Origin of the sequence: Sediminibacterium soli (assembly GCF_009939225.1) — a bacterium.
Classification (GTDB): Bacteria; Bacteroidota; Bacteroidia; order Chitinophagales; family Chitinophagaceae; genus Sediminibacterium; species Sediminibacterium soli.
Map to the genome: position 1 here is coordinate 109,657 of NZ_JAACJR010000005.1, position 21,005 is coordinate 130,661.

Sequence of the window (21,005 nt, forward strand, 5' to 3'; positions counted from 1 at the left end):
ATTATTTGATAATTTCAACGCTTCCGCCTGCTGCTTCGATAGCAGATTTAGCTTTGTCGCTGGCTGCGTTCACTTTGAAAGCCACTTTCGCTTTCAGTTCGCCGGTACCCAGCAATTTCACTTTATCCGTGCGGCTGATCAGGCCATTGATATACAGGTTCTCGAGAGAGAATTCGGTGAACCCGTATTTCTCAACCAGCTGGTCGATCTGGCCAAGGTTAAACACTTTGTATTCAACACGGTTATTGTTTTTGAAACCACGTTTGGGGATACGACGCTGGATAGGCATCTGACCGCCCTCGTGCGCCATTTTGCTTTTATAACCGGCGCGGCTTTGTCCGCCCTTGTTACCTTTTGTAGATGTACCGCCTTTACCGGAAGCTTCACCACGACCGATACGGATTCCTTTGTGTGTTGCGCCTTCTGCAGGCTTGAGTGTGTGTAATTTCATCTTGTATTGATTTTGAACTTTCGGGGAATCACCCCTCGCAATTAATTTGAAAATTTGACAGTTTGAAAATTTGAAAATGGGGGAGCACCAGAAACTGAAAATGAATCAAGCATGTTGCTGACTCATTTTCAAATTAGTTCATCTTCAGATTTTCCAATTCGAACTAAACCTCTTCCACTTTCACCAGGTGGCTCACCTTATTCACCATACCCAGGATCTGCGGAGTAGCTTCTACTTCTTTGGAGGCATGCAGTTTTTTCAGGCCCAGCGCAATCAGGGTTTGTTTCTGGCGCTCAGGTCTGTCGATTCCGCTTTTTACCTGTGTTATCTTGATCTTTTTCATGATTATACGTTTGTCTGACGATTGACGGATAAGGTCGCACGCAGGTATTATCCATTGAATACTTTGGTCAGTTTCAGATTACGGTTCTTGGCCACTTCCACCGGCTCGCGAAGCAGGCTCAGCGCCTTGAGTGTGGCTTTTACCACGTTATGCGGATTGGCAGAACCCAGGCTTTTGGCAAGTACGTCGGTAACACCGGCGCTTTCCAGAACCGAGCGCATGCTGCCTCCCGCGATCACACCCGCACCATGAGCGGCCGGTTTGATCAATACTTTGGCGGCACCTTCTTTCGCCCACTGTTCATGGGGGATGGTTCCGTGCATAATAGGCACTTTCACCAGGTTCTTCTTAGCATCTTCGATACCTTTTGAAATGGCTTCCTGAACTTCTTTTGCTTTACCGAGGCCCTGACCTACCACACCGTTCTCATTACCTACCACAACCAAAGCAGAGAAGCTGAAAGTACGGCCACCTTTTGTGGTCTTCACCACGCGGTTGATCGCCACCACTTTCTCTTTCAGTTCCAGTTCACCACCGGATTTCACCTTGTTTACGTTTACTTTAGACATCTATCTAACGATTAAATTGTTGTTAGCGAATTAGAATTGAAGACCTCCCTCACGTGCACCGTCGGCAACTGCCTTAACACGGCCATGGTACAGGTTACCGCCACGGTCAAATACGCAGACTGTAACACCCAGACCCGTTGCTTTCTGCGCGATAGCGGCACCAACGAGTTTTGATTTCTCGCTCTTGGTCGCTTTCTGTGCAGCGATGGATTTGTCTTTTGAAGAAGCTGCTGCGATCGTTACGCCGTTCTCATCATCGATCAATTGCGCATAGATCTCTGCATTGCTCCTGAATACAGCAAGACGCGGCGTGGCAGCCGTACCTACAACCTTCTTACGAATGCGGTACCTGATCTTCTGTTTTTGAATTGAATTGCTCATCTTTTTGTATTTGCACCTCCGATACGGCCGGAAGTTATTTTATGAATTGTTGAACTGTTTAATTGTTACACGGCTGTTGAACCATGCATCAATCAAACAATATAACCTTATTTACCAGCAGCTTTACCAGCTTTCCTTCTCAACACCTCACCGGCGTATTTCACACCTTTGCCTTTGTATGGTTCCGGCTTACGCAGGCTTCTCAGTTTGGCAGCCACCTGGCCGATCAGTTGTTTATCGATACCCTCAAGCATGATCTTGGGGTTCTGTCCTTTTTCCGTAACAGTGGCCACTTTCAGTTCTTTGGGAACTTCGAAAATGATGTTGTGAGAATAACCCAGCGCCAGATCGAGCAGGTTACCGGTATTGGCGGCTTTAAAACCCACACCCACCAGTTCCAGGTCTTTCTTATAGCCATCGGTCACACCTTTTACCAGGTTCGCGATCAGTGCGCGGTACAAACCGTGCATGGCGCGGTGACGGATCTGGTCGGTAGGACGTGTGAACAGCACTTCGCCGTCTTTCACTTCCACCTTGATATCCCTGTCAATGGTTTCTTTCAGTTCGCCTTTAGGGCCTTTTACAGTTACCACATTGTCGCTGCTAACGGTGATGGTTACACCGGCAGGCACTACAACTGGTTGTTTTCCGATACGAGACATAGTCGTTTGTTTTTTTGTTGAATCAATCTTCCTGCAGTGTTCAGCTCCGACTAAAAAGCTTAATTGTCACACAGGACGTTTATCTTTTTGTGCGAAATACGCACATTGCTGTGCTTACGATACGTAGCAAAGGATCTCACCACCTACATTCTGCGCCTTGGCCTGTTTGTCGGTCAAAACACCTTTGGATGTGCTGAGGATAGCGATACCCAGGCCATTGATCACACGTTTGATCTCCGAAGGCTTTGCGTACTGGCGCAAACCCGGACGGCTTACACGCTCCAGGGAGCGGATAGCGGCCTGTTTGGTCTGCGGATCGTACTTCAACGCGATCTTGATCAAACCCTGCTTGTTATCATCCTCGAACTTGTACTTCAGGATATATCCCTGCTCGTACAGGATCTCTGTCATACGCTTCTTCAGGTTAGACGCAGGAATTTCAACCAGCCTGTGGCCAGCCATCTGGGCGTTGCGGATTCTGGTTAAGAAGTCTGCTATAGGATCAGTTACCATGTTTGTTATAATTAGTTCTTGTTAGAATTTTTGTTTGTTGGCCTGTTTGTCTGTTGCCGGTTCCCTGTTAAGCAGATTCCCCGCGACGGACACAGACACCTTCTCCAACTTACCAGCTCGCTTTTTTCACGCCTGGGATCTGGCCGTTGAGTGCCATATCGCGGAAGATCACACGGGACATGCCGAAATAGCGCATATAACCCCTGGGACGTCCGGTAAGCTGACAACGGTTTTTCAACCTTACGGGAGAAGCGTTTTTTGGAAGTTTATCCAATGCTGCATAATCTCCGGCTGCTTTTAAAGCTGCGCGTTTTTCAGCAAACTGGGCTACCAGTTTTTCACGCTTTCTCTGCCTGGCTTTGATGGATTCTTTTGCCATGTATTAGTTGTTTTCTTTTTTAGCATTTTTGAAAGGCATACCCAGTTCTTTCAGGAGCTCGTAAGCTTCTTCGTTGGTGCCTGCTGTTGTTACGAATGTGATATCCAGACCGGTGATCTTGTTCACTTTGTCGATATCGATCTCGGGGAAGATGATCTGCTCTGTAACGCCCAGGGTATAGTTACCGCGGCCGTCGAAAGCCTTATCGCTGATCCCTTTGAAGTCACGTACACGGGGCAACGCCACGGATACCAGCCTGTCGAGGAATTCGTACATTTTTTCTCCCCTCAAAGTAACGCGGGCGCCGATCGGCATGCCTTTACGCAGTTTGAAGTTTGAGATATCTTTTTTGGATACAGTAGGAACCGCTTTCTGACCAGTGATCATGGCCAGTTCTTCTACTGCGATATCCACCAGTTTCTTATCGGTTACCGCACCGTTTACGCCACGGTTAATGCAGATCTTCTCCAGTTTGGGAGCCTGCATAACAGTTTTGTAAGAGAATTTTTTCATCAAGGCAGGGATCACCTCTTTGGTGTATTTGTCTGCCAGTCTCGGAGTGTATTTTACAGTACTCATTTGATTACCTCCCCTGATTTTTTAGAGATACGAACTAATTTACCGTTCTCACGTGTGCGTTTTGCTTTGGTTGGCTCTCCTTTCTTGGCATCCCACAGCATAACATTGCTGATGCTGATAGGCGCTTCGATCTTAACGATACCACCCTTTGTATTGGATGCGGAAGGCTTGGTGTGCTTGGTAACAATGTTCACGCCTTCTACCACAACACGTGGTTTTTCTGCGTCAACGATCACTTCCAACACCTTGCGCGGTTTTTTCAGATCCTTGTCATCACCGGTGATCACCACTACGGTATCTCCTTTTTTGATGTTGAATTTGGGTTTGAATCTTGTACTCATCTTTTTATGCTTAGTGCTTAACGCTAAAAGCTTAACGCTTCGCTTGTTTTTACTTTATCGCTTTCAGCCTTCCGGCTACAGCGTTGTGCTTTACTACAGTACTTCCGGAGCCAGCGAAATGATCTTCATATAGCCCTTATCGCGCAGTTCCCTGGCAACAGGTCCGAAGATACGCGTGCCACGGGGCTCGTCTGCATTGTTCAGTAACACCACAGCGTTGTCGTCGAAACGGATATAAGAACCGTCTTTACGGCGCAGTTTGTTGGTTGTACGAACGATCACTGCTTTTGATACGGTACCTTTTTTCACACCGCCGGCGGGAATGGCATCCTTTACGGTAACCACGATCTTGTCGCCGATCTTTGCATAATCCTGTCCGCTGTTACCCAGTACACGGATACACAGCACCTCTTTGGCACCACTGTTATCAGCTACATTCAATCTGCTTTCTTGCTGAATCATTTTATTTAGCTTTTAGCTTTTTTAGCGGCCCCTTTCGGGACCAGAATCTTTATTATGCCTTGTCAATAGCACTGCGTATACCGCAGGGCATCGCCAACGGACAATCAATTATTTCGCTTTCTCAACGATCTCAACCAGTCTCCAGCGTTTTGTTTTGCTGAGAGGGCGGGTTTCCATGATCTTCACCACATCACCAATTCCGCACTCGCTTTTTTCGTCGTGGGCGTGGAATTTTGTGGTCTTCTTTACGAACTTACCATAGATCGGGTGTTTTACTTTTCTTTCAACCGCCACGGTGATGGTCTTGTCCATCTTGTCGCTGGTTACGATCCCGGTCCTTGTTTTACGCAAATTTCTTTCAGCCATTTTTTTAGCTTTTAGCTTTTAGCGGTCAGTCCCCACAGTTACCGTTGAGACCGGCCATATTTTAATTTGTTCTGTGCCGCTTAGTGCCGGCTATTATTACGCGCCCAGTTCTTTTTTCTTCAGCTCGGTTTTCAGCCTTGCCACATCCCTGCGGAGTTCACGGATGCTCATAGGATTTTCGAGCGGAGAGATCGCGTGTGCGAATTCCAATTTCTTCAAACGGAGCTGGTCTTCTGCGATCCTGCTTTTCAGGTCAACTGCATTCAGTCCTGCGATTGATTTATTGAATTCGTATGATTTTTTGTTTGCCATGATTTCAATTTGAAAATTTGAACATTTGAAAATTTGAAAGTGTGTTTACTCCCGGCAACTGAAAATCATTTTCAAATCTTCAAATTGCCTCATTTTCAAATTCCTTATGCCTGCAAATCCCTCCTGATGATGAATTTGGTTGCGATCGGTAATTTTTGTGCAGCCAGGTGCATTGCTTCTTTGGCCACCGCTTCTGTAACACCATCGCATTCGAAGATGATACGTCCTGGTTCCACAACAGCCGCCCAGAATTCAGGGTTACCTTTACCCTTACCCATCCTCACCTCTGCCGGTTTGCGGGTGATGATTTTGTCAGGGAAAACGCGGATCCATACATTACCTTCCCGCTTCATTGCACGCGTCATTGCCTGACGTGCCGATTCGATCTGGCGGTTGGTCAACCAGATGGGTTCGAGCGCTTTCAGTGCATAAGATCCGAAAGAGATCGAAGTACCACGCTTGGCCACCTCGCGGATACGTCCTTTTTGCTGTTTCCTATGTTTGCTTCTTTTAGGCTGTAACATTTAAGTCAATTTGAAAATTTGAAAATTTGAAAATTTGAAAATGGTTCTTTCGCCCCAGCAACTTTGAAAATCATTTTCAAATTTTCAAATTGCGTTATTTTCAAATTATCCCCTCCTTCCTCCTCCACGGTTATCACCGCCACGGCCGCCGCCACGACGATCATCTCTCCTGTCGCCACGATCCCTTCTGTCGCCACGGTCATCACCGCCGCGCTCTCTTCTGTCGCTCATATCGTTCTTACCGCCAACGAAGTTGGGGTTCAGTTCGCGTTTGCCAAGCACTTCTCCTTTACAGATCCATACCTTGATACCGATCTTACCGTAAACGGTTTGTGCAAACACGTTTGCGTAATCGATATCCATACGGAAAGTATGCAGAGGCGTACGTCCTTGTTTGAATTCTTCGCTACGTGCGATCTCGGCACCACCCAAACGTCCGCTCAGTTTCACTTTGATACCTTCCGCACCCATACGGAGTGTAGAAGCAATCGCCATTTTGGTAGCACGTTTGAAGTTGATACGGTTCTCGATCTGACGTGCGATGGTGTCACCAACGATGGTGGCATCCAGCTCGGGGCGACGGATCTCGAGGATGTTGATCTGAACATCTTCTTTACCAGTCAGCTTTTTCAGCTCTTCTTTGATACGATCAACCTCGCCACCGCCCTTACCGATAATGATACCGGGTTTGGATGTATGGATGGTAACGATCAGTTTACCAAGCGTGCGCTCGATAACGATCTTGGCGATACCGCCTTTGCTGATACGTGCATTCAGGTAAGTACGGATCTTATGGTCTTCGATCAGTTTAGACGCGTAGTCTTTCTTGTTACCATACCAGTTACTGTCCCATCCGCGGATGATACCTAACCTGTTACCAATTGGATTTGCTTTCTGACCCATATAATGGTTTCAATTAGTTTTTAGAATCTACGATTATTGTTACGTGGTTGCTGCGTTTACGAACCCTGTATCCGCGGCCCTGTGGTGCCGGGCGCATACGTTTCAGAACGCGGCCGCCATCCACAAACACGGTCTTTACCACCAGGCTGCTGTCTGCCGCACTGGAACCGCTGTTTTTCTGTTCCCAGTTATTGATGGCGCTCTTCAGCAGTTTTGCCAGTGGAACGGCATTGTGCTGCGGGTGGTGTTCAAGAATGGCCAGGGCCTTCTCTACCTCCATTCCACGGATCACATCAGCCAGCAAACGCATCTTGCGCGGGCCTGTGGGATAGTTGTTCAGTTTTGCTACTGCTTCCATTTATTTTAGTTTGTGGTCTCTGGTCTCTGGTCTGCAATTGTTCGTGGTTTTACCCACAGACGACAGACCACTGACTACAGACTTATCAATTATTTTTTCGCTCCTGCATGTCCTTTGAAGTTCCTGGTTGGTGCAAACTCACCGAGTTTGTGGCCTACCATGAATTCTGTTACGTAAACCGGGATAAACTTGTTGCCGTTGTGTACAGCGAACGTGTGCCCGACAAAATCCGGTGTAATGGTACTGCGGCGGCTCCAGGTTTTGATAACACCTTTCTTCAGCTTGCCGTCAGTCATACCCAACACTTTGCTTTCCAGACTGGAGTCTACGTAAGGGCCTTTTTTAATTGAACGAGCCATATCAATTGGTTAATTTGAAAATTTGAAAATTTGAAAATGTATCATCCTGTTTAAAGTGGCATTTGAAAAACATTCTCAAATTTTCAAATGGCCACATTTTCAAATTACTTCGCCAGTTTCTTTCCGTCACGACGCTGGATGATCAGCTTATCGCTGCCTTTTCCTTTGGTACGTGTTTTTTCGCCTTTGGCGTATTTACCGGTTCTGCTGCGCGGGTGACCGCCTGAAGCTTTACCTTCACCACCACCCATCGGGTGATCAACAGGGTTCATGGCAACACCGCGAACACGCGGGCGAACACCTTTCCAGCGGTTCTTACCCGCTTTACCGGCAGTTTCGAGGTTATGGTCGCTGTTGGAAACCACACCCACTGTTGCGTAACAGTTGATCAGCACTTTCCTCAATTCGCCGGAAGGCATTTTGAGTACGGCGTATTTTTCTTCCTTGTTGGCAAGCTGCGCAGAAGAACCTGCACTTCTCACCAGTTTTGCGCCCTGGCCGGGCTGCAATTCGATATTATGGATCATGGTACCGAGCGGCATGTTCTTCATCAGAAGCGCATTACCGATCTCAGGAGCCACTTCGTCGCCTGCGATAACTGCAGCACCTACCTGCAGACCCTGGGGAGCGATGATATAGCTCTTCTTCCCATCGGGATATTGCAGCAGGGCGATAAATGCAGTACGGTTGGGATCGTACTCGATAGACAATACCGTACCGGGAACATCACGCACACTTCTTTTGAAGTCGATGATACGGTAGTGGTGCTTGTTGCCACCGCCCATATAACGTGATACGCGGCGACCCTGTGAGTTACGGCCGGCAGTGCTTTTCTGCGCTTCCAGCAGGCTCTTTTCGGGCTTGTTGGTAGTGATCTCTGCATACGCATTACCAATCTTCCAGCGGGTTCCTGCGGTGATCGGTTTGTACTTTTTCAGTGCCATTTTCTATTCTTCGTTTTTGCGGACTTTTCAGCTCCGCGTGCTATAAATCAGATGTTTGAATACAGGTCGATGCTCTCTCCCTCCGCTACGGTTACCAATGCTTTCTTATAAGCACCTTTCATACCCTGTATAAAGCCTGTTTTTGTATAACGGGCCTTGTTTTTACCCGGAACAACGGAAGTGTTCACTTCTACCACGCTTACGCCGTAGAATTCTTCGATTGCTTTTTTGATCTCGAGCTTATTTGCCTTGCGGTCAACGCGGAAAGCGTACTTTCTGAGTTTCTCCTGCTGGGCATTTGCCTTTTCGGTCAAAATGGGTTTTATCAATACTTGTGACAGTTTCATGTCTATCTTTTTGAAACGTTACTTAAATTATGCTTCTGCGCCCGCTTCTTCTTCTGCGAAGATCTTGGCAGTGTTTTCTGTGATCAACAGCACATCGGCGTTCATGATCTCGTACGTATTAACATCAGCCAGCAATGAACTGGTAACGTTAGGTATGTTACGTGTGCTCAGGTACAGGTTATCGTTGTACTCGGGCAGAACGATCAGGGCTTTTTTGTCGGCCACTTTCAGGTTGCTCATGATCTCGGCTACCTGCTTGGTTTTGGGCGCGTCCAGGTTAATGTCTTCCACCACGTAGATAGCGCTGTCTTTTGCTTTATGGCTGAGTGCAGAGATCTTGGCGAGATCCTTCACCTTGCGGTTCAGTTTGAAACCGTAAGCATGAGGTTTGGGTCCGAAGATGGTACCACCGCCTTTATACAGGGGGTTACGGATATTGCCTTTACGGGAACCGCCGGTGCCTTTCTGTTTGTGCAGTTTACGGCTCGCACCCTGCACTTCGGCACGGGTCTTTACCTTATGCGTACCCTGACGGGCAGCAGCGAGGTATTGTTTCACGGCCAGGTAAATCACATGATCGTTGGGTTCAACGCCGAATACTTCTTCGGGCAACTCAACCGACCTGCCGGTTTTCTGTCCTTTTATATCTAATACGTCTAATTTCATGTTCATTCAGTTAAAGTGTGTGATTTACTTCTGGATCAAAACGATGGAACCGTTATGGCCAGGAACCGATCCGCTGACAAGGATGTAATTTTTCTCGGGGAATATCTTAACAACCTTCAGTCCTTTCATTTTCACCCTGTCGCCACCCATACGGCCTGCCATACGCATGCCTTTGAATACGCGTGAAGGGTAAGAAGAACCACCGATGGAACCGGGTGCTCTCTGACGGTCGTGCTGACCGTGAGAACCCTCACCAACACCGGAGAAGCCATGGCGTTTTACCACACCCTGGAAGCCCTTACCTTTGGTGGTACCCACTACTTCAACAGTTTCGCCTTCTGCGAAAATGTCGGCAGTAACGGTTTCTCCCAGTGCTTTTTCTATGGAGTAATTGCGGAATTCTTTAACGAATTTCTTGGCAGCGGTCTGTGCCTTTGAGAAGTGATTCAGTTCGGCTTTTGTAGCATGCTTGTCTTTTTTGTCGCCGAATGCAAGCTGGAGTGCGGTATAACCGTCAGTCTCCTGTGTTTTCACCTGTGTAACGGTGCAGGGGCCAGCTTCGATGATGGTGCAGGCTGTCTGCTTACCATCGGCTGCGAAGATGCTGGTCATCCCAATTTTTTTTCCAATAATACCTTTCATCTTTTTGCGGTTTTTGCCCCGCTAAGGTTATGGAGGACATTCCGGCGATGAACCGGAATTCAATCCCTGTTTGCTTGCCGACCTTTTCTCTTTCTATCCACCTAAGCGTTAGCGGAGATGGACGCTTTTTCTAAGCTGGATCACCTTGCCAGAGGCTCGGTGATCTGAGAAGTACCGGAAGTAAACAAACCTCGAAGGGCCTGTTTATATGTTATGATCCTGGATTTCGGAGTCCGGTTACCGGATCCTTATCGCTGATCGTTTATCAAAAACCAGAGCTGCTTTTTCCGCTTCGCGGGTTGACAGATGGTCATTATATAAGAACTACTGCTGATTTTTTCAATGGCTAGGGCCATCAGTCAAATCAAGCCTTGATCTCAACCTCCACGCCGGAAGGCAGATCGAGTTTGCTCAGCGCATCAACGGTACGCGAAGAGGAAGTGTAGATATCCAGCAAACGCTTATGCGTGCAAAGCTGGAACTGCTCACGGCTCTTTTTGTTAACGTGCGGTGAACGCAGTACAGTGAATATTCTTTTGTGTGTAGGCAAAGGAATAGGTCCTGTTACTACTGCACCGGTACTGCGTACAGTTTTTACGATCTTTTCGGCAGATTTGTCCACCAGGTTGTGATCGTAAGATTGTAATTTGATGCGGATTCTCTGAGACATAGCCAAAATCCAATTTTCGTATTGGGGTTGCAAAGGTAATGGGCTATTCTTTACCGGACAAGTATTTAGGTAGGTTTTTTGTGAATTTCGGGCGATTCCGGAAAAAATTATGCACGGCAGCCGCCTGTTTCATCCTGCTTGCGGGTTTTGCGGATAGATCATTGGCGCTAAAGGTATTGAATCCTACTTAAAATCGGGGTAAATACCTACTTATATTATATCAATTGATAATTTTACGGCATATCCCTGTAATTCATGGCGAAAAAACAAAAAACGGCGGCTTCCCAGGTAAAAAATACGCCTGCAACGGCGGCCACCGCAGCACACAAAGGCTTTTACCAGCAAAACCTGGCGCAGGTTGTGTTCTGTATCGGCTACCTGCTGGTGCATTTCATACCCAACCTGGATGCTTACGATGCCATGGGACCGCAGTGGCTGTTTCTCGTGTTGCTCGATATGGTTGTGATCGCTTACCTGCTGGCGGCGTCAAAGGGGTATCACCCCGCCGCACAGGCCGTGTTCGGGAATATTTTCTCCAGGTTGTACCTGGCTTTCTTCCTGCTGGCCGGGGTATCTGTATTTGCGGCCATTAACCGGACGGAATTCTGGGTCTGCTTTGTCAGGCTGATCGCCACAATAGTGGCTTTCTTTAATATGGCCATACTGCTGTACAGCCGCATCAACCTGATCAAATGGCTGGCCCAGCTGATTGCGTTCGTGCTGCTGGCAGAATCCCTGATGGCAACCATCCAGTTCCTGAAGGATTATACGCAGATGGATATGACTAATGCCGTTCTTAATATCAAGGGCACCACCGGAAATAAGAACATTTTTTCCGCGGGATTGATCGTGAAAATCCCGTTCGTATTATACTGCATGCACGATACAAAAGTGATTAAACGCGTCGGCAATGCAATCATACTGACCATTGGCGCAATGACGATCCTACTGGCCAATGCTCGCGCCGCCTATCTGAGCCTGTTTTTAATTACGTTACTTTACCTGATATTTTGTTTTGTTGAAAACAAGAAGGAAAGAAACTGGGGTTTGCTGATAACCCGGATCGGATTCAGTATTGTTTCGATCGTGATCGGCATCATCGTTTCACAAATGGTGCTGGCGGCGGCGATAAGCGCGCAGAGTCAATATACAGGAGGCTATGGCTCCCTGACAGACCGGCTTGGAACCATCAATACTTCGGAAAGCGGCAATCTGGTTCGTCTGCAGTTATGGTCGCACGCCATCGATTACACCAAACATCATCCCCTGATGGGCTGCGGATACGGTAACTGGAAAATAGCTTCCATCCCCTATATCCGAACGATGACAGATGATTTGTTTGTTCCCCAGCATTCGCACAACGATTTCCTGGAGGCATTTGCGGAAATGGGTGTGTTGGGGGGCCTGCTGTTCCTATCGCTTTTTGTATGTCTGGCCGTGTTTACCATCAAAACCTATTTTTCCCGCGCCGCCAACGATGCCAAACTGCTGGCCGTTTTCTCGCTGCTGGCGCTGGTTGGGTATTCGGTGGATGCCTTCTTCAATTTTCCCGGCGAAAGACCCATCAACCAGGTATTTTTTGTGTTGATCGCCGCCGTCAATATCATCGCCTACCTATACGGCAGGCAATCCATTCCTGAAACGGAGCAGGCAGGCCATACACCCAATTCCGTCCTTACGCCGGTATACGGACTGATCTCGCTGCTGTTACTGTTGCCATCCGCCTATGTAACCTATCTCACTTACCAGTCGCTTATCATCCAGCGGGTGATCATGCCCGATATGAACAATGAACCTTTGCAGCTGAAATACCAGGAACTGTTCCCGAAAATTCCGGCAATACCCAATCTCTCCGCCACTGCGCAGCCGATGGACGCCATCAAGGGCCGGTATTTATCGGAAGCGGGTAAATTCGAGGAATCCATCGCACTGCTGAACAAGGGCAGTATTGCCAACCCCTATGTTGCGTACAGCGAATTCATAAAAGCAGGTGTTTATTTCAAGCAGAACAAACTCGACAGCGCCAGGAGAAATGCAGAAAAGGCGTTTAGCACAAGACCAAGGGCCAAAACCTATTACCAGACCCTGGTAGCCATCCTGGCCAAACTGAAAGACACGGCCGGTATCCAAAAAGCTTTTGACGAGTATAACCTGTACCGCCCGTCTGTTTTTGGAAACGATTATTATCTCAGGGGCATGCTGCAGGCAAAAGGCGTGGGTACGCAAAAACTGCTGTGGTTTGCAGACAGTGTGTACCGGCATTTTGAAAAACAGAACGACCCCGAAGCAGCTATGTTGCTGCAGAGAAAGAATGAAATACAGCAAACAATGGCTACCGGCGTTGCCGGCAACAATGTTGCCGAACAAATCACCAGGGCCAACGCTTTTTATAACGCGGGTATTGCCGCCTTTACAAAAGGCAAAGCCAGCCCGGCCCCCGGTAATAAAAAAGACTACCAGGAAGCGGCGAACAACTTTATCCAGGCAGGCAATATTATTACGGGCAATTACGTGATCTACGAAAATACCGGGATCGCTTTTTTCAATATGCAGGAGTATGACAAAGCCATCCGTTATTTCGATAAATCACTGTCGCTGGGTACCGCCACCGATGGCAAAAGTGAGTATTTTAAAGGCGTGGCCCTGTATAACCTCGGTAACAAAAACGGGGGTTGCGACCTGATACGGAAAGCAAGCACAAAAGGCTATGCAGAAGCGGCCACCATTTTGCAGAATAACTGCAAATAACCTCCGGTCTTACCAGCATATTCCGGATTAGCGGATTCTGGCATATCTCAACAGGTGTAGAGCAAACTCAGGCGTTTACCGCAGAGACGCTGAGGGGCAGCGTTCCGCAGAGAGAAAAAATCATACTTCGGCACTAAAAAAGCAGCTGAAGAATCACACTCCTCCGTCAAAAAAGAATGCCGAAGCAAACACTGCGACATTCCATATTCCTTGTTCTATTGTTCCTCTGTTCCCTAGTCTTCCACCTTCAGTTTACCCCTGCTCTTAACGGTCACTTTTTAGAAACGCTGAGGAGCAGCCTTCCGCAGAGGGAAAAAATCATACTTCGGCACTAAAAAAGCAGCTGAAGAATCACACTCCTCCGTCAAAAAAGAATGTCGAAGCAAACACTTCGACATTCGTTATTCCTTGTTCTATTGTTCTTCTGTTCCCTAGTCTTCCACCTTCACTTTACCCTTGCTCTTAGCGATCACTTCTTCAGCGATGTTGTTAGGCGCCGGTGAATAGTGGCTGAACTCCATGGTTGAAGTGGCACGGCCCGAAGACAGTGAACGCAGCTGCGTTACATAACCGAACATCTCGCTCAATGGCACTTTGGCTTTGATCACCTGCAGGTTGGCACGGCTGTCCATACCTTCCAGCATACCACGGCGGCGGTTCAGGTCACCTGTTACGTCACCCATGTACTGATCGGGTGTCAGCACCTCCACACGCATGATCGGTTCAAGCAAAGTGGGTTTTGCCTTGCGGCCCGCTTCACGGAAACCGGATTTGGCGCAAAGTTCAAAGCTCATCGCATCAGAATCCACATCGTGGTAGCTACCGTCGAATACGCGGATCTTCATATTGTTCACAGGGTAGCCAGCCAGTACGCCGGTTGACATCGCTGTTTCAAAACCTTTGTTGATGGCAGGAACGAATTCTTTGGGGATGGATCCGCCAAACAGATCGTTCACAAACTGGAAGCTTTTGCCTTCGTTTTCTTTCATCCACTCTTCATCAGCCGGCCCGATAGCAAACTGGATATCGGCGAATTTACCACGACCACCGGTTTGCTTTTTCAGCACCTCGCGGTGCTCGATAGTGTTACCAAATGCTTCTTTATAGGCAACCTGGGGGGCACCCTGGTTTACTTCCACTTTGAATTCGCGCCTCATACGGTCGATGATGATTTCGAGGTGCAGCTCACCCATGCCACGCAGGATGGTCTGACCGGTATCTTCATCCGTGTTTACACGAAGGGTAGGATCTTCTTCCACAAGTTTGGCGATGGCCATACCCATTTTATCAACGTCGGCCTGTGTTTTAGGCTCAACAGCGATCGCGATCACAGGCTCAGGGATGAACATGTTCTCGAGTGTGATCGGATGGTCTTCGTCACAGAGGGTATCACCGGTTTTGATCTCTTTGAAACCAACCGCTGCCGCGATATCGCCCGCTTCGATGAATTCGATAGGGTTCTGTTTGTTCGCGAACATCTTCATGATACGGCTGATACGCTCTTTCTTGCCGCTTCTTACGTTCAGTACATAAGAACCTGCATCGAGGTGGCCGCTATAGCAGCGGAAGAACGCGAGACGACCCACGAAAGGATCCGTCATGATCTTGAATGCCAGCGCAGCAAAAGGTTCTTTTGCATTTGGCTTACGCACTTCCTGTTCGCCGGTATCGGGGTTGGTGCCTACGGTATCTTCCACATCCACCGGGCTGGGCAGGTAACGGCAAACAGCGTCGAGCGCGGTTTGTACGCCTTTGTTCTTGAAGGAAGAACCGCACATCATCGGAACGATGCTCAGGTCGATGGTCGCTTTGCGGATCGCCTCGTGCATTTCTTCTTCGGTGATGCTGTTGGGATCTTCAAAGAATTTCTCCATCAGGTTGTCATCGTATTCTGCAACCGCTTCCACCAGGTTCTGGCGCCATTCATTTGCTTCGTCCACCATATCAGCAGGAACATCGATCTCATCGAAAGTCATTCCTTCTGTTTCCATATGCCAGATGATACCTTTCATCTTGATCAGGTCAACCACACCTTTGAAGTTGTCTTCAGCGCCAATGGGCAGCTGCAACGGAACGGCTTTGGCACCCAGCATTTCCTTTACCTGGTTTACCACCATCAGGAAGTCGGCACCGGAGCGGTCCATTTTGTTCACGAAACCGATACGGGGAACTTTGTAACGGTTTGCCTGGCGCCAAACTGTTTCGGATTGCGGCTCAACACCGTCAACCGCAGAGAACAGCGCGATCAGTCCATCCAGTACACGCATAGAACGTTCCACTTCTACGGTAAAATCCACGTGACCGGGCGTATCGATGATATTGAAATAGTATGCTTTTGTATTGGCATCTGCCTTACCTTTTACAGTAGGGAAGTTCCACTGGCAGCTTACGGCGGCAGAGGTAATGGTAATACCCCTCTCCTTTTCCTGTTCCATCCAGTCGGTGGTAGCCGCACCATCATGCACCTCACCGATCTTGTGGATCATACCGGTATAGCGCAGGATACGCTCGGTAGTTGTGGTTTTACCGGCATCGATGTGCGCGGCAATCCCGAAATTTCGTTGTAGTTTCAAATCCGCCATAAATTGTATTTATTTTTTCGAGCGGCAAAGGTAGGGATTATGAAGTCAAAATTCAAAAGTCAACAGTCAAAAGAAGGTGAATTTTTCCCCTTTTTACGTTTTGGGTTTTGAATTTTAAATAAACTGATAATCAGCTACTTGCGTTTTCTTACGCTGACCAGCGCGATATCATAGATCAGCGCGGAATTGGGTGGGATGGCGGAAGTGCCAATCGCACCGTAAGCCTGTGAAGCGGGGATAATGGCCGTTACTATGGAGCCTTCGTTCATCCCGAGGATAACATCGCGCAGACCGGGTATCATGTCTGCTGCAAGCGCCATGTAAGACTGTTTGCTTCTGTTTACCTCATCCAGCACCGTACCGTCGGGCAGCCGGCCGTTGAGATTGATGATCACGGTATCCTGCGGGGCGGGAACAGCCCCCTGTGCGGTCTTGAGCAACGAGTACATCACACCCGAAGGGAGCGACACAAATTTGGGGTCTGATTTGATCTTAGCAAACAGCAGTTGCTCCAGCCTCCGGCCTTTTTCCAGTTGAAATGTCTGCTGGTAGGCCAGCAGTCTTTCTTCCACACCGGCTGCATCCACCATCAGTTTCCTTCCTGCCACCACATCGTCGATCGCTTTTTTGAACTGGGTTGTATTGCTGAGCGTGAACCCGGTTTTTGCAAACAGCTGCTGCATCATGTAAACACCCAGACTGTACTGGATCGTATCTTCCACCGATGCCACGCGGTCTTTGGGAACAGCTGTTTTCTGTGCCGTTGCCGCATACGACACACAGATCATCACAATAACCATCAACGATTTTTTCATACCCGTTTGATTGGATTCAAAAATAGCAATATAGAAAATGCCTTACCGGTTCCGTTTAACCGTAACCAGTTCAACCAGTATGATGACTGCATTGTTCGGGGGGATATTCCTGCCGTTGCCTTTCTCGCCATAAGCCATTTCCGAGGGTATATACAGTTCCCAGACAGAGCCTGCCGGCATCATCTGTACGGCTTCGTTCATGCCCGGCATCAGCGCTTTTGGCGTGGTGGCCACGGATATTTTTTTTGCATAGGTATCTTCAAACACCGTTCCATCGGCCAACGCACCGCGGAAATTGATCAGGATGGAATCCTCTTCCGAAGGCCGGGGTCCGGCGCCTTTTGTACGCACCAGGTATTGCACACCGCTGGGGAGTTTACCCAGTCCCTGTTTATCCCTCAGCATGGTGAACAGGTTGGTCTCCATTTTTTTAGAGAGATCCCTCGCCACACCTTCCTTATAGTTCGCAATAATCGCAAAAGCCGTACTGTCCGAAATGCTTGTTTTTTTACGCAGCCTGTCTTCAATCCCCAACATAAACGTATTGGGGTTAAAATACTGGAAGCCGTTGGCGAGAATCCACTGGGCGATGTAAACACCGGCGGCATACTGGGCAGAGTCTTCTTTGGATTTCAGGACACCCTGGCCCGATGCGGGAGCGGCTTTCTGGGCATAGGCGCCCGGCGAAGAAAGCAGGAGCAGAAGAAAAAGTGCTTTATGCATATACCGCTGTCATTTACAGACCTGCTAAAATACAGGTATCCAGCCATTTTTATCGGAAGGAGAAATATCCCTTTTTAGGCGGGGCTGCAGCCGGTATGCCAAGTATGCTGATTAAAATATCTTGGCCAGGCATATACCGAAACCCTGGTCTGAGGCCTTGATTCCTATGGCCATATCGTTTTCGGTGAGCACGCCCAGTTTAACACCTTTTTCGGTGTAATCGTTGCCGGCAGTAATATAGGGTGAGATCAGGTATTTATAGGCCAGCACAATACGCCCGCTCAGGGTGCCCACGGGTGTGATCACCTGTTTGTAACCCGGTGCAAGGGCGGCATAACTGTTTTTAGCGTCCTCTTTGTAGGGTACAGAATGACTTACAAAGCCTGCTGCAAGACCGCCAAACCGGGTCCAGATACCTGCCTGAACATTGGCGTTGACATTTACCCCTTTCAGGGCGACTTCCGCGTGCGCGATAAATGAAGGAACTTGAGGATCAGGGCATTGTGCGGTAACGCTGTTACTTGAACCAATAAAGATCAGTAATAACAAGACCAGTAGTTTTCTCATAAATGCAGTCGTAGAATGCGGTGTTAATGTAGATTTTCTACTACAAATATACACCGCGACACTACAAATACAAATTATTGTTAAGTTTTCTTTAAGAAATACCGGCTATTCCTGATCAGGGGTATAGGAGAAAATTATAGTATACTATAAATCAATATGTTACAGCATGACAGGTTGCCAAATATCCCTGCAGCCGATAGCGGCAAGATCGGGGAATTCTCCAGTGTTTACGGATGGTGCAGGTTTAATTGGGGGTATTTCCCGGGGATTTTTTTGGGGGCAGCACCTGTACCATTTCCACTTCCAGGATCAATGCGCTGTTAGCGGGTATGCCGGCTGTTCCTTTTTCGCCATAGGCCAGCGCCGAGGGAACAAAGAGACGCCATTTTGACCCCGCGGGCATCATCCGCAAAGCGTCGTTCAGCCCGGGAAAAAAACTCTGGACCGTGGCCCTGAACGGCCGGTTATTCCGGTAGGTATCTTCCACAACGGTTCCGTTCAGCAGTTTCGCCTGCAGGTGCAGGATAACACTGTCGCCGTTTCCCGGAATGGGTCCGCTGCCGGAATTAATCACGTGAAACCGGACCCCGTTTGGCAGCATACCGTTACCAGGCTGACTGTTCAGCGAAGCGAAATACTTTTTTTCCTGGACCAGGGCCGTCTCTTTCTGAACGGAATTTTGGTAGGCAATGATGGAAATTTCGAGGATCGAATCCGGTACCATGCGCGGTTTCCCCTGCAACACATCGTTCATACCTTTGGAGAAAAGAGCGGGATTTGTGAGCGAGAACCCGTTGTTCAGTAACCAGTGCGCCAGGTAAGCGCCCGTTATATACTGCATGGAATCGGCCTGGCTGGTAAGTTGCTGCCCGGGCTTGCTGCCGATGGTTTGCCGGACAGGTTTTTTTTGTGCCGTGGCCGTCAGCAGCAGCAGCAGGCAAATTCCGGATAAAAGGATCCGTTGCTGTGTCATGCACCAAAGGTATATCCGGCAGCTGGCATTCATCAATAACAGGTAACTGTTTCGGTGTTTGCCGTAATGCTTGTTACGCGGCAATAAAAGGTACGATTACCCGAAGTGGCCGCAATGGCGGTTGGACCGGTTATCGTAACCCCGGTTCCGGCAGCAAGGGTAACCGCGGCCGTACCTGTATTAAAAACAAAGAAACTGAACACATCTCCCACTGCCGGTGTTCCCGGCAGGCTTTGCACCAGGCCGGCTGCGCCCTGGGCGGTGGGCATGGTGAGGATCCGGGCCGCTGAGGCGGCAAAACCGATGATGCCTGCATCCAGTATCTGTGCTACGGTAGCCGTGGTAGCGGCGTTAAGACCCGTTGTTGGCGCGGTGGCTTTGTTGATGGTAAAACGGCCGTTGCCGAGCCTGACGCCCGCGCCGGCATTGGTTCCCGCCGAGCCGATGGTGATCTCAACCGTTCCCGAACCCGTAGCTGCCGTGGTTCCGATATTGATCGTTTTACCGCCGGTTACCGTAGGGGCGCCCGTTCCGATATTCACGATATCTGTCTGGCCCGAAGCGCCGCCGCCGATGGTGATTGTTCTGGCCGCTGCCGGTGCAATATTTCCGATGTCGATGGTGGTGACCCTGGTGTTGCCGGCCATGCTCAATACGGCCGCGCCGGCCGTGCCAACACCCGATAAAATATTGACCGTTGTATTCGCCGCAGAAGTGCCGTTGGCGATGTTGATGGTTTGAGCCACCGAGTTGGCACCGTTGCCGATGGCGATGGTATTGCCACCAACGCCATTGGCAATATTTACGGTAGATGCGCCGGCCCCTGCACCGATGGCGACTGTCTGGGCCGCGGAGGAAGACCCGAGGGTGATGGCTCCTGTGGCAGCGGCACCTCCCAGCGTGAGCGTACCCGCACCGGTGGTTTCAAAAGTGGATGCACCCGTGCCGCTCTGGATATTCACGACGGTGGTTCCTGTTACGTTACCGATATTGATATCGTTACCAATGGCACCTGTGCCGATGTTAACGGTTTTTGCGCTGGTAACCCCGGTACCGATATTCACTGTGGCCAGACCGGTACCCGAAGCAATGTTTACCGTTTGGGTTGCCGAAGACTCACCCAGTGTAATGGCGCCTGTTCCGGCCGACGCGCCGATCACAATGGTTCCTGTTGTTTGCGGTGTAAGCGTAATGGCGCCTGCACTGTTGCCACCCTGGATCACCGTTGTGTTGGCAAAATTGGCATTGCTGCCGATGCTCACAGCGGTAATACCCGCGGTATTGGTTCCGTTACCGATATTGATTGAATTATTGGCCGCGCCTGCCCCTGAACCGATATTGATCACCTGCGCCGCAGTGTTGGCGCCATTGGCGATGTTCAGCGTGTTGCCACCGATACCATTTAAAAGATTCAGTATTTGCGCCACGCTGCCGCCGATCGTAACCGTGCCGTTGGAAGTGCCGGTGTTGATATTGGTGGCAAAATTGGAACTGTTGTTCAGGCTTACCGCGCCGCCAGCCACCGTGAGACCTGTCAGCGTTCCCAGGCTGGTGATTCCCGACAGGGTGCCTGAGCTAAGCGTACCACTGAGCGTATTGGCGCTGACGGTTCCGGTAACCGTAATATTCTGCGCGTGCGATACCGTGCCCGACAGCAGTAAGACCAGCACAGAAGCCAGGCCCGGAAGATAACCAGGCTTTCTCCGGCGAAGCAAACACGCGGGGGCTTTGCAAACTGGCAAAACATTCGACCTTGCATCCGAAGTGATACATCTTTTCATGATACAGTGTTTTAGAAATACATGATTGCGCACAAAACAGCTTCA

General features: G+C 49.1%; 28 protein-coding genes. 1 reads left to right on the forward strand and 27 read right to left on the reverse strand.

Annotated elements, in window-relative coordinates; genetic code table 11:
- Nucleotide 1: 1 nt before the first annotated feature.
- The 21 genes from rplO to rpsJ all read right to left on the reverse strand — a co-directional run bounded on the left by rplO (nucleotide 2) and on the right by rpsJ (nucleotide 10,771).
- Nucleotides 2-451 (reverse strand): 50S ribosomal protein L15, encoded by a 450-nt coding sequence (gene rplO / locus GWC94_RS03785; RefSeq protein WP_161833694.1) that lies wholly within the window; start codon nucleotides 449-451, stop codon nucleotides 2-4.
- A gap of 163 nt (nucleotides 452-614) precedes the next feature.
- Nucleotides 615-794, reverse strand: coding sequence for a 50S ribosomal protein L30 (gene rpmD, locus GWC94_RS03790; protein ID WP_161833695.1), 180 nt, complete (start codon nucleotides 792-794; stop codon nucleotides 615-617).
- Nucleotides 795-841: 47 nt separating this feature from the next.
- Complete coding sequence (rpsE, locus tag GWC94_RS03795; protein WP_161833696.1) at nucleotides 842-1,363, reverse strand: 30S ribosomal protein S5; 522 nt, start codon at nucleotides 1,361-1,363, stop codon at nucleotides 842-844.
- 30 nt (nucleotides 1,364-1,393) lie between these two features.
- Nucleotides 1,394-1,744, reverse strand: a complete 351-nt coding sequence (gene rplR / locus GWC94_RS03800) for a 50S ribosomal protein L18 (RefSeq protein ID WP_161833697.1) — start codon at nucleotides 1,742-1,744, stop codon at nucleotides 1,394-1,396.
- A gap of 107 nt (nucleotides 1,745-1,851) precedes the next feature.
- On the reverse strand, nucleotides 1,852-2,406 hold the full coding sequence (gene rplF / locus GWC94_RS03805; RefSeq protein ID WP_161833698.1) for a 50S ribosomal protein L6: 555 nt from the start codon (nucleotides 2,404-2,406) through the stop codon (nucleotides 1,852-1,854).
- A gap of 114 nt (nucleotides 2,407-2,520) precedes the next feature.
- Nucleotides 2,521-2,919, reverse strand: coding sequence for a 30S ribosomal protein S8 (rpsH, locus tag GWC94_RS03810; RefSeq protein ID WP_161833699.1), 399 nt, complete (start codon nucleotides 2,917-2,919; stop codon nucleotides 2,521-2,523).
- 109 nt (nucleotides 2,920-3,028) lie between these two features.
- Nucleotides 3,029-3,298 carry a 30S ribosomal protein S14 gene (gene rpsN / locus GWC94_RS03815; protein ID WP_161833700.1) on the reverse strand — a complete coding sequence of 90 codons (270 nt, stop codon included), beginning with the start codon at nucleotides 3,296-3,298 and terminating at the stop codon, nucleotides 3,029-3,031.
- Between the two features lie 3 nt (nucleotides 3,299-3,301).
- A complete protein-coding gene (gene rplE, locus GWC94_RS03820; RefSeq protein WP_161833701.1) occupies nucleotides 3,302-3,877 on the reverse strand; it encodes a 50S ribosomal protein L5 in 576 nt (191 codons plus the stop codon).
- Entirely contained in the window at nucleotides 3,874-4,218 is a 345-nt protein-coding gene (gene rplX, locus GWC94_RS03825; RefSeq protein WP_161833702.1) for a 50S ribosomal protein L24, read from the reverse strand. Before rplX ends, rplE begins: the two co-directional genes overlap by 4 nt.
- A 93-nt stretch (nucleotides 4,219-4,311) precedes the next feature.
- Complete coding sequence (gene rplN, locus GWC94_RS03830) at nucleotides 4,312-4,680, reverse strand: 50S ribosomal protein L14 (protein WP_161833703.1); 369 nt, start codon at nucleotides 4,678-4,680, stop codon at nucleotides 4,312-4,314.
- Between the two features lie 108 nt (nucleotides 4,681-4,788).
- A complete protein-coding gene (rpsQ, locus tag GWC94_RS03835) occupies nucleotides 4,789-5,046 on the reverse strand; it encodes a 30S ribosomal protein S17 (protein ID WP_161833704.1) in 258 nt (85 codons plus the stop codon).
- Between the two features lie 96 nt (nucleotides 5,047-5,142).
- Nucleotides 5,143-5,358: a 50S ribosomal protein L29 gene (rpmC, locus tag GWC94_RS03840; RefSeq protein ID WP_161833705.1), complete on the reverse strand. Its 216-nt coding sequence runs from the start codon at nucleotides 5,356-5,358 to the stop codon at nucleotides 5,143-5,145.
- 104 nt (nucleotides 5,359-5,462) lie between these two features.
- A complete protein-coding gene (gene rplP / locus GWC94_RS03845; protein WP_161833706.1) occupies nucleotides 5,463-5,882 on the reverse strand; it encodes a 50S ribosomal protein L16 in 420 nt (139 codons plus the stop codon).
- Nucleotides 5,883-5,987: 105 nt separating this feature from the next.
- Nucleotides 5,988-6,785, reverse strand: coding sequence for a 30S ribosomal protein S3 (gene rpsC / locus GWC94_RS03850; protein ID WP_161833707.1), 798 nt, complete (start codon nucleotides 6,783-6,785; stop codon nucleotides 5,988-5,990).
- 13 nt (nucleotides 6,786-6,798) lie between these two features.
- Nucleotides 6,799-7,143, reverse strand: coding sequence for a 50S ribosomal protein L22 (gene rplV, locus GWC94_RS03855; protein WP_161833708.1), 345 nt, complete (start codon nucleotides 7,141-7,143; stop codon nucleotides 6,799-6,801).
- An 89-nt stretch (nucleotides 7,144-7,232) separates the two neighbouring features.
- Nucleotides 7,233-7,502: a 30S ribosomal protein S19 gene (gene rpsS / locus GWC94_RS03860; RefSeq protein ID WP_161833709.1), complete on the reverse strand. Its 270-nt coding sequence runs from the start codon at nucleotides 7,500-7,502 to the stop codon at nucleotides 7,233-7,235.
- 104 nt (nucleotides 7,503-7,606) lie between these two features.
- Nucleotides 7,607-8,446, reverse strand: coding sequence for a 50S ribosomal protein L2 (gene rplB / locus GWC94_RS03865; RefSeq protein ID WP_161833710.1), 840 nt, complete (start codon nucleotides 8,444-8,446; stop codon nucleotides 7,607-7,609).
- 47 nt (nucleotides 8,447-8,493) lie between these two features.
- A complete protein-coding gene (rplW, locus tag GWC94_RS03870) occupies nucleotides 8,494-8,793 on the reverse strand; it encodes a 50S ribosomal protein L23 (RefSeq protein WP_161833711.1) in 300 nt (99 codons plus the stop codon).
- A gap of 27 nt (nucleotides 8,794-8,820) precedes the next feature.
- Entirely contained in the window at nucleotides 8,821-9,459 is a 639-nt protein-coding gene (gene rplD, locus GWC94_RS03875) for a 50S ribosomal protein L4 (RefSeq protein WP_161833712.1), read from the reverse strand.
- Between the two features lie 24 nt (nucleotides 9,460-9,483).
- On the reverse strand, nucleotides 9,484-10,101 hold the full coding sequence (gene rplC, locus GWC94_RS03880; RefSeq protein WP_161833713.1) for a 50S ribosomal protein L3: 618 nt from the start codon (nucleotides 10,099-10,101) through the stop codon (nucleotides 9,484-9,486).
- 364 nt (nucleotides 10,102-10,465) lie between these two features.
- Complete coding sequence (gene rpsJ / locus GWC94_RS03885) at nucleotides 10,466-10,771, reverse strand: 30S ribosomal protein S10 (protein WP_068242832.1); 306 nt, start codon at nucleotides 10,769-10,771, stop codon at nucleotides 10,466-10,468.
- 255 nt (nucleotides 10,772-11,026) lie between these two features.
- Here rpsJ and GWC94_RS03890 point away from each other — a divergent pair, with 255 nt between their 5' ends.
- Nucleotides 11,027-13,519: an O-antigen ligase family protein gene (locus GWC94_RS03890; protein ID WP_161833714.1), complete on the forward strand. Its 2,493-nt coding sequence runs from the start codon at nucleotides 11,027-11,029 to the stop codon at nucleotides 13,517-13,519.
- Between the two features lie 431 nt (nucleotides 13,520-13,950).
- Here the strand turns inward: GWC94_RS03890 and fusA are convergent, their stop codons facing one another.
- The 6 genes from fusA to GWC94_RS03920 form a co-directional block, all read right to left on the reverse strand.
- Nucleotides 13,951-16,101: an elongation factor G gene (fusA, locus tag GWC94_RS03895; RefSeq protein WP_161833715.1), complete on the reverse strand. Its 2,151-nt coding sequence runs from the start codon at nucleotides 16,099-16,101 to the stop codon at nucleotides 13,951-13,953.
- A 134-nt stretch (nucleotides 16,102-16,235) separates the two neighbouring features.
- Entirely contained in the window at nucleotides 16,236-16,916 is a 681-nt protein-coding gene (locus GWC94_RS03900; protein ID WP_161833716.1) for an FKBP-type peptidyl-prolyl cis-trans isomerase, read from the reverse strand.
- 42 nt (nucleotides 16,917-16,958) lie between these two features.
- Entirely contained in the window at nucleotides 16,959-17,639 is a 681-nt protein-coding gene (locus GWC94_RS03905; protein WP_161833717.1) for an FKBP-type peptidyl-prolyl cis-trans isomerase, read from the reverse strand.
- Nucleotides 17,640-17,750: 111 nt separating this feature from the next.
- On the reverse strand, nucleotides 17,751-18,206 hold the full coding sequence (locus GWC94_RS03910; RefSeq protein ID WP_161833718.1) for a hypothetical protein: 456 nt from the start codon (nucleotides 18,204-18,206) through the stop codon (nucleotides 17,751-17,753).
- 244 nt (nucleotides 18,207-18,450) lie between these two features.
- Nucleotides 18,451-19,179 carry an FKBP-type peptidyl-prolyl cis-trans isomerase gene (locus GWC94_RS03915; protein WP_161833719.1) on the reverse strand — a complete coding sequence of 243 codons (729 nt, stop codon included), beginning with the start codon at nucleotides 19,177-19,179 and terminating at the stop codon, nucleotides 18,451-18,453.
- Between the two features lie 32 nt (nucleotides 19,180-19,211).
- Nucleotides 19,212-20,960, reverse strand: a complete 1,749-nt coding sequence (locus GWC94_RS03920; protein WP_161833720.1) for a beta strand repeat-containing protein — start codon at nucleotides 20,958-20,960, stop codon at nucleotides 19,212-19,214.
- Nucleotides 20,961-21,005: the final 45 nt, after the last annotated feature.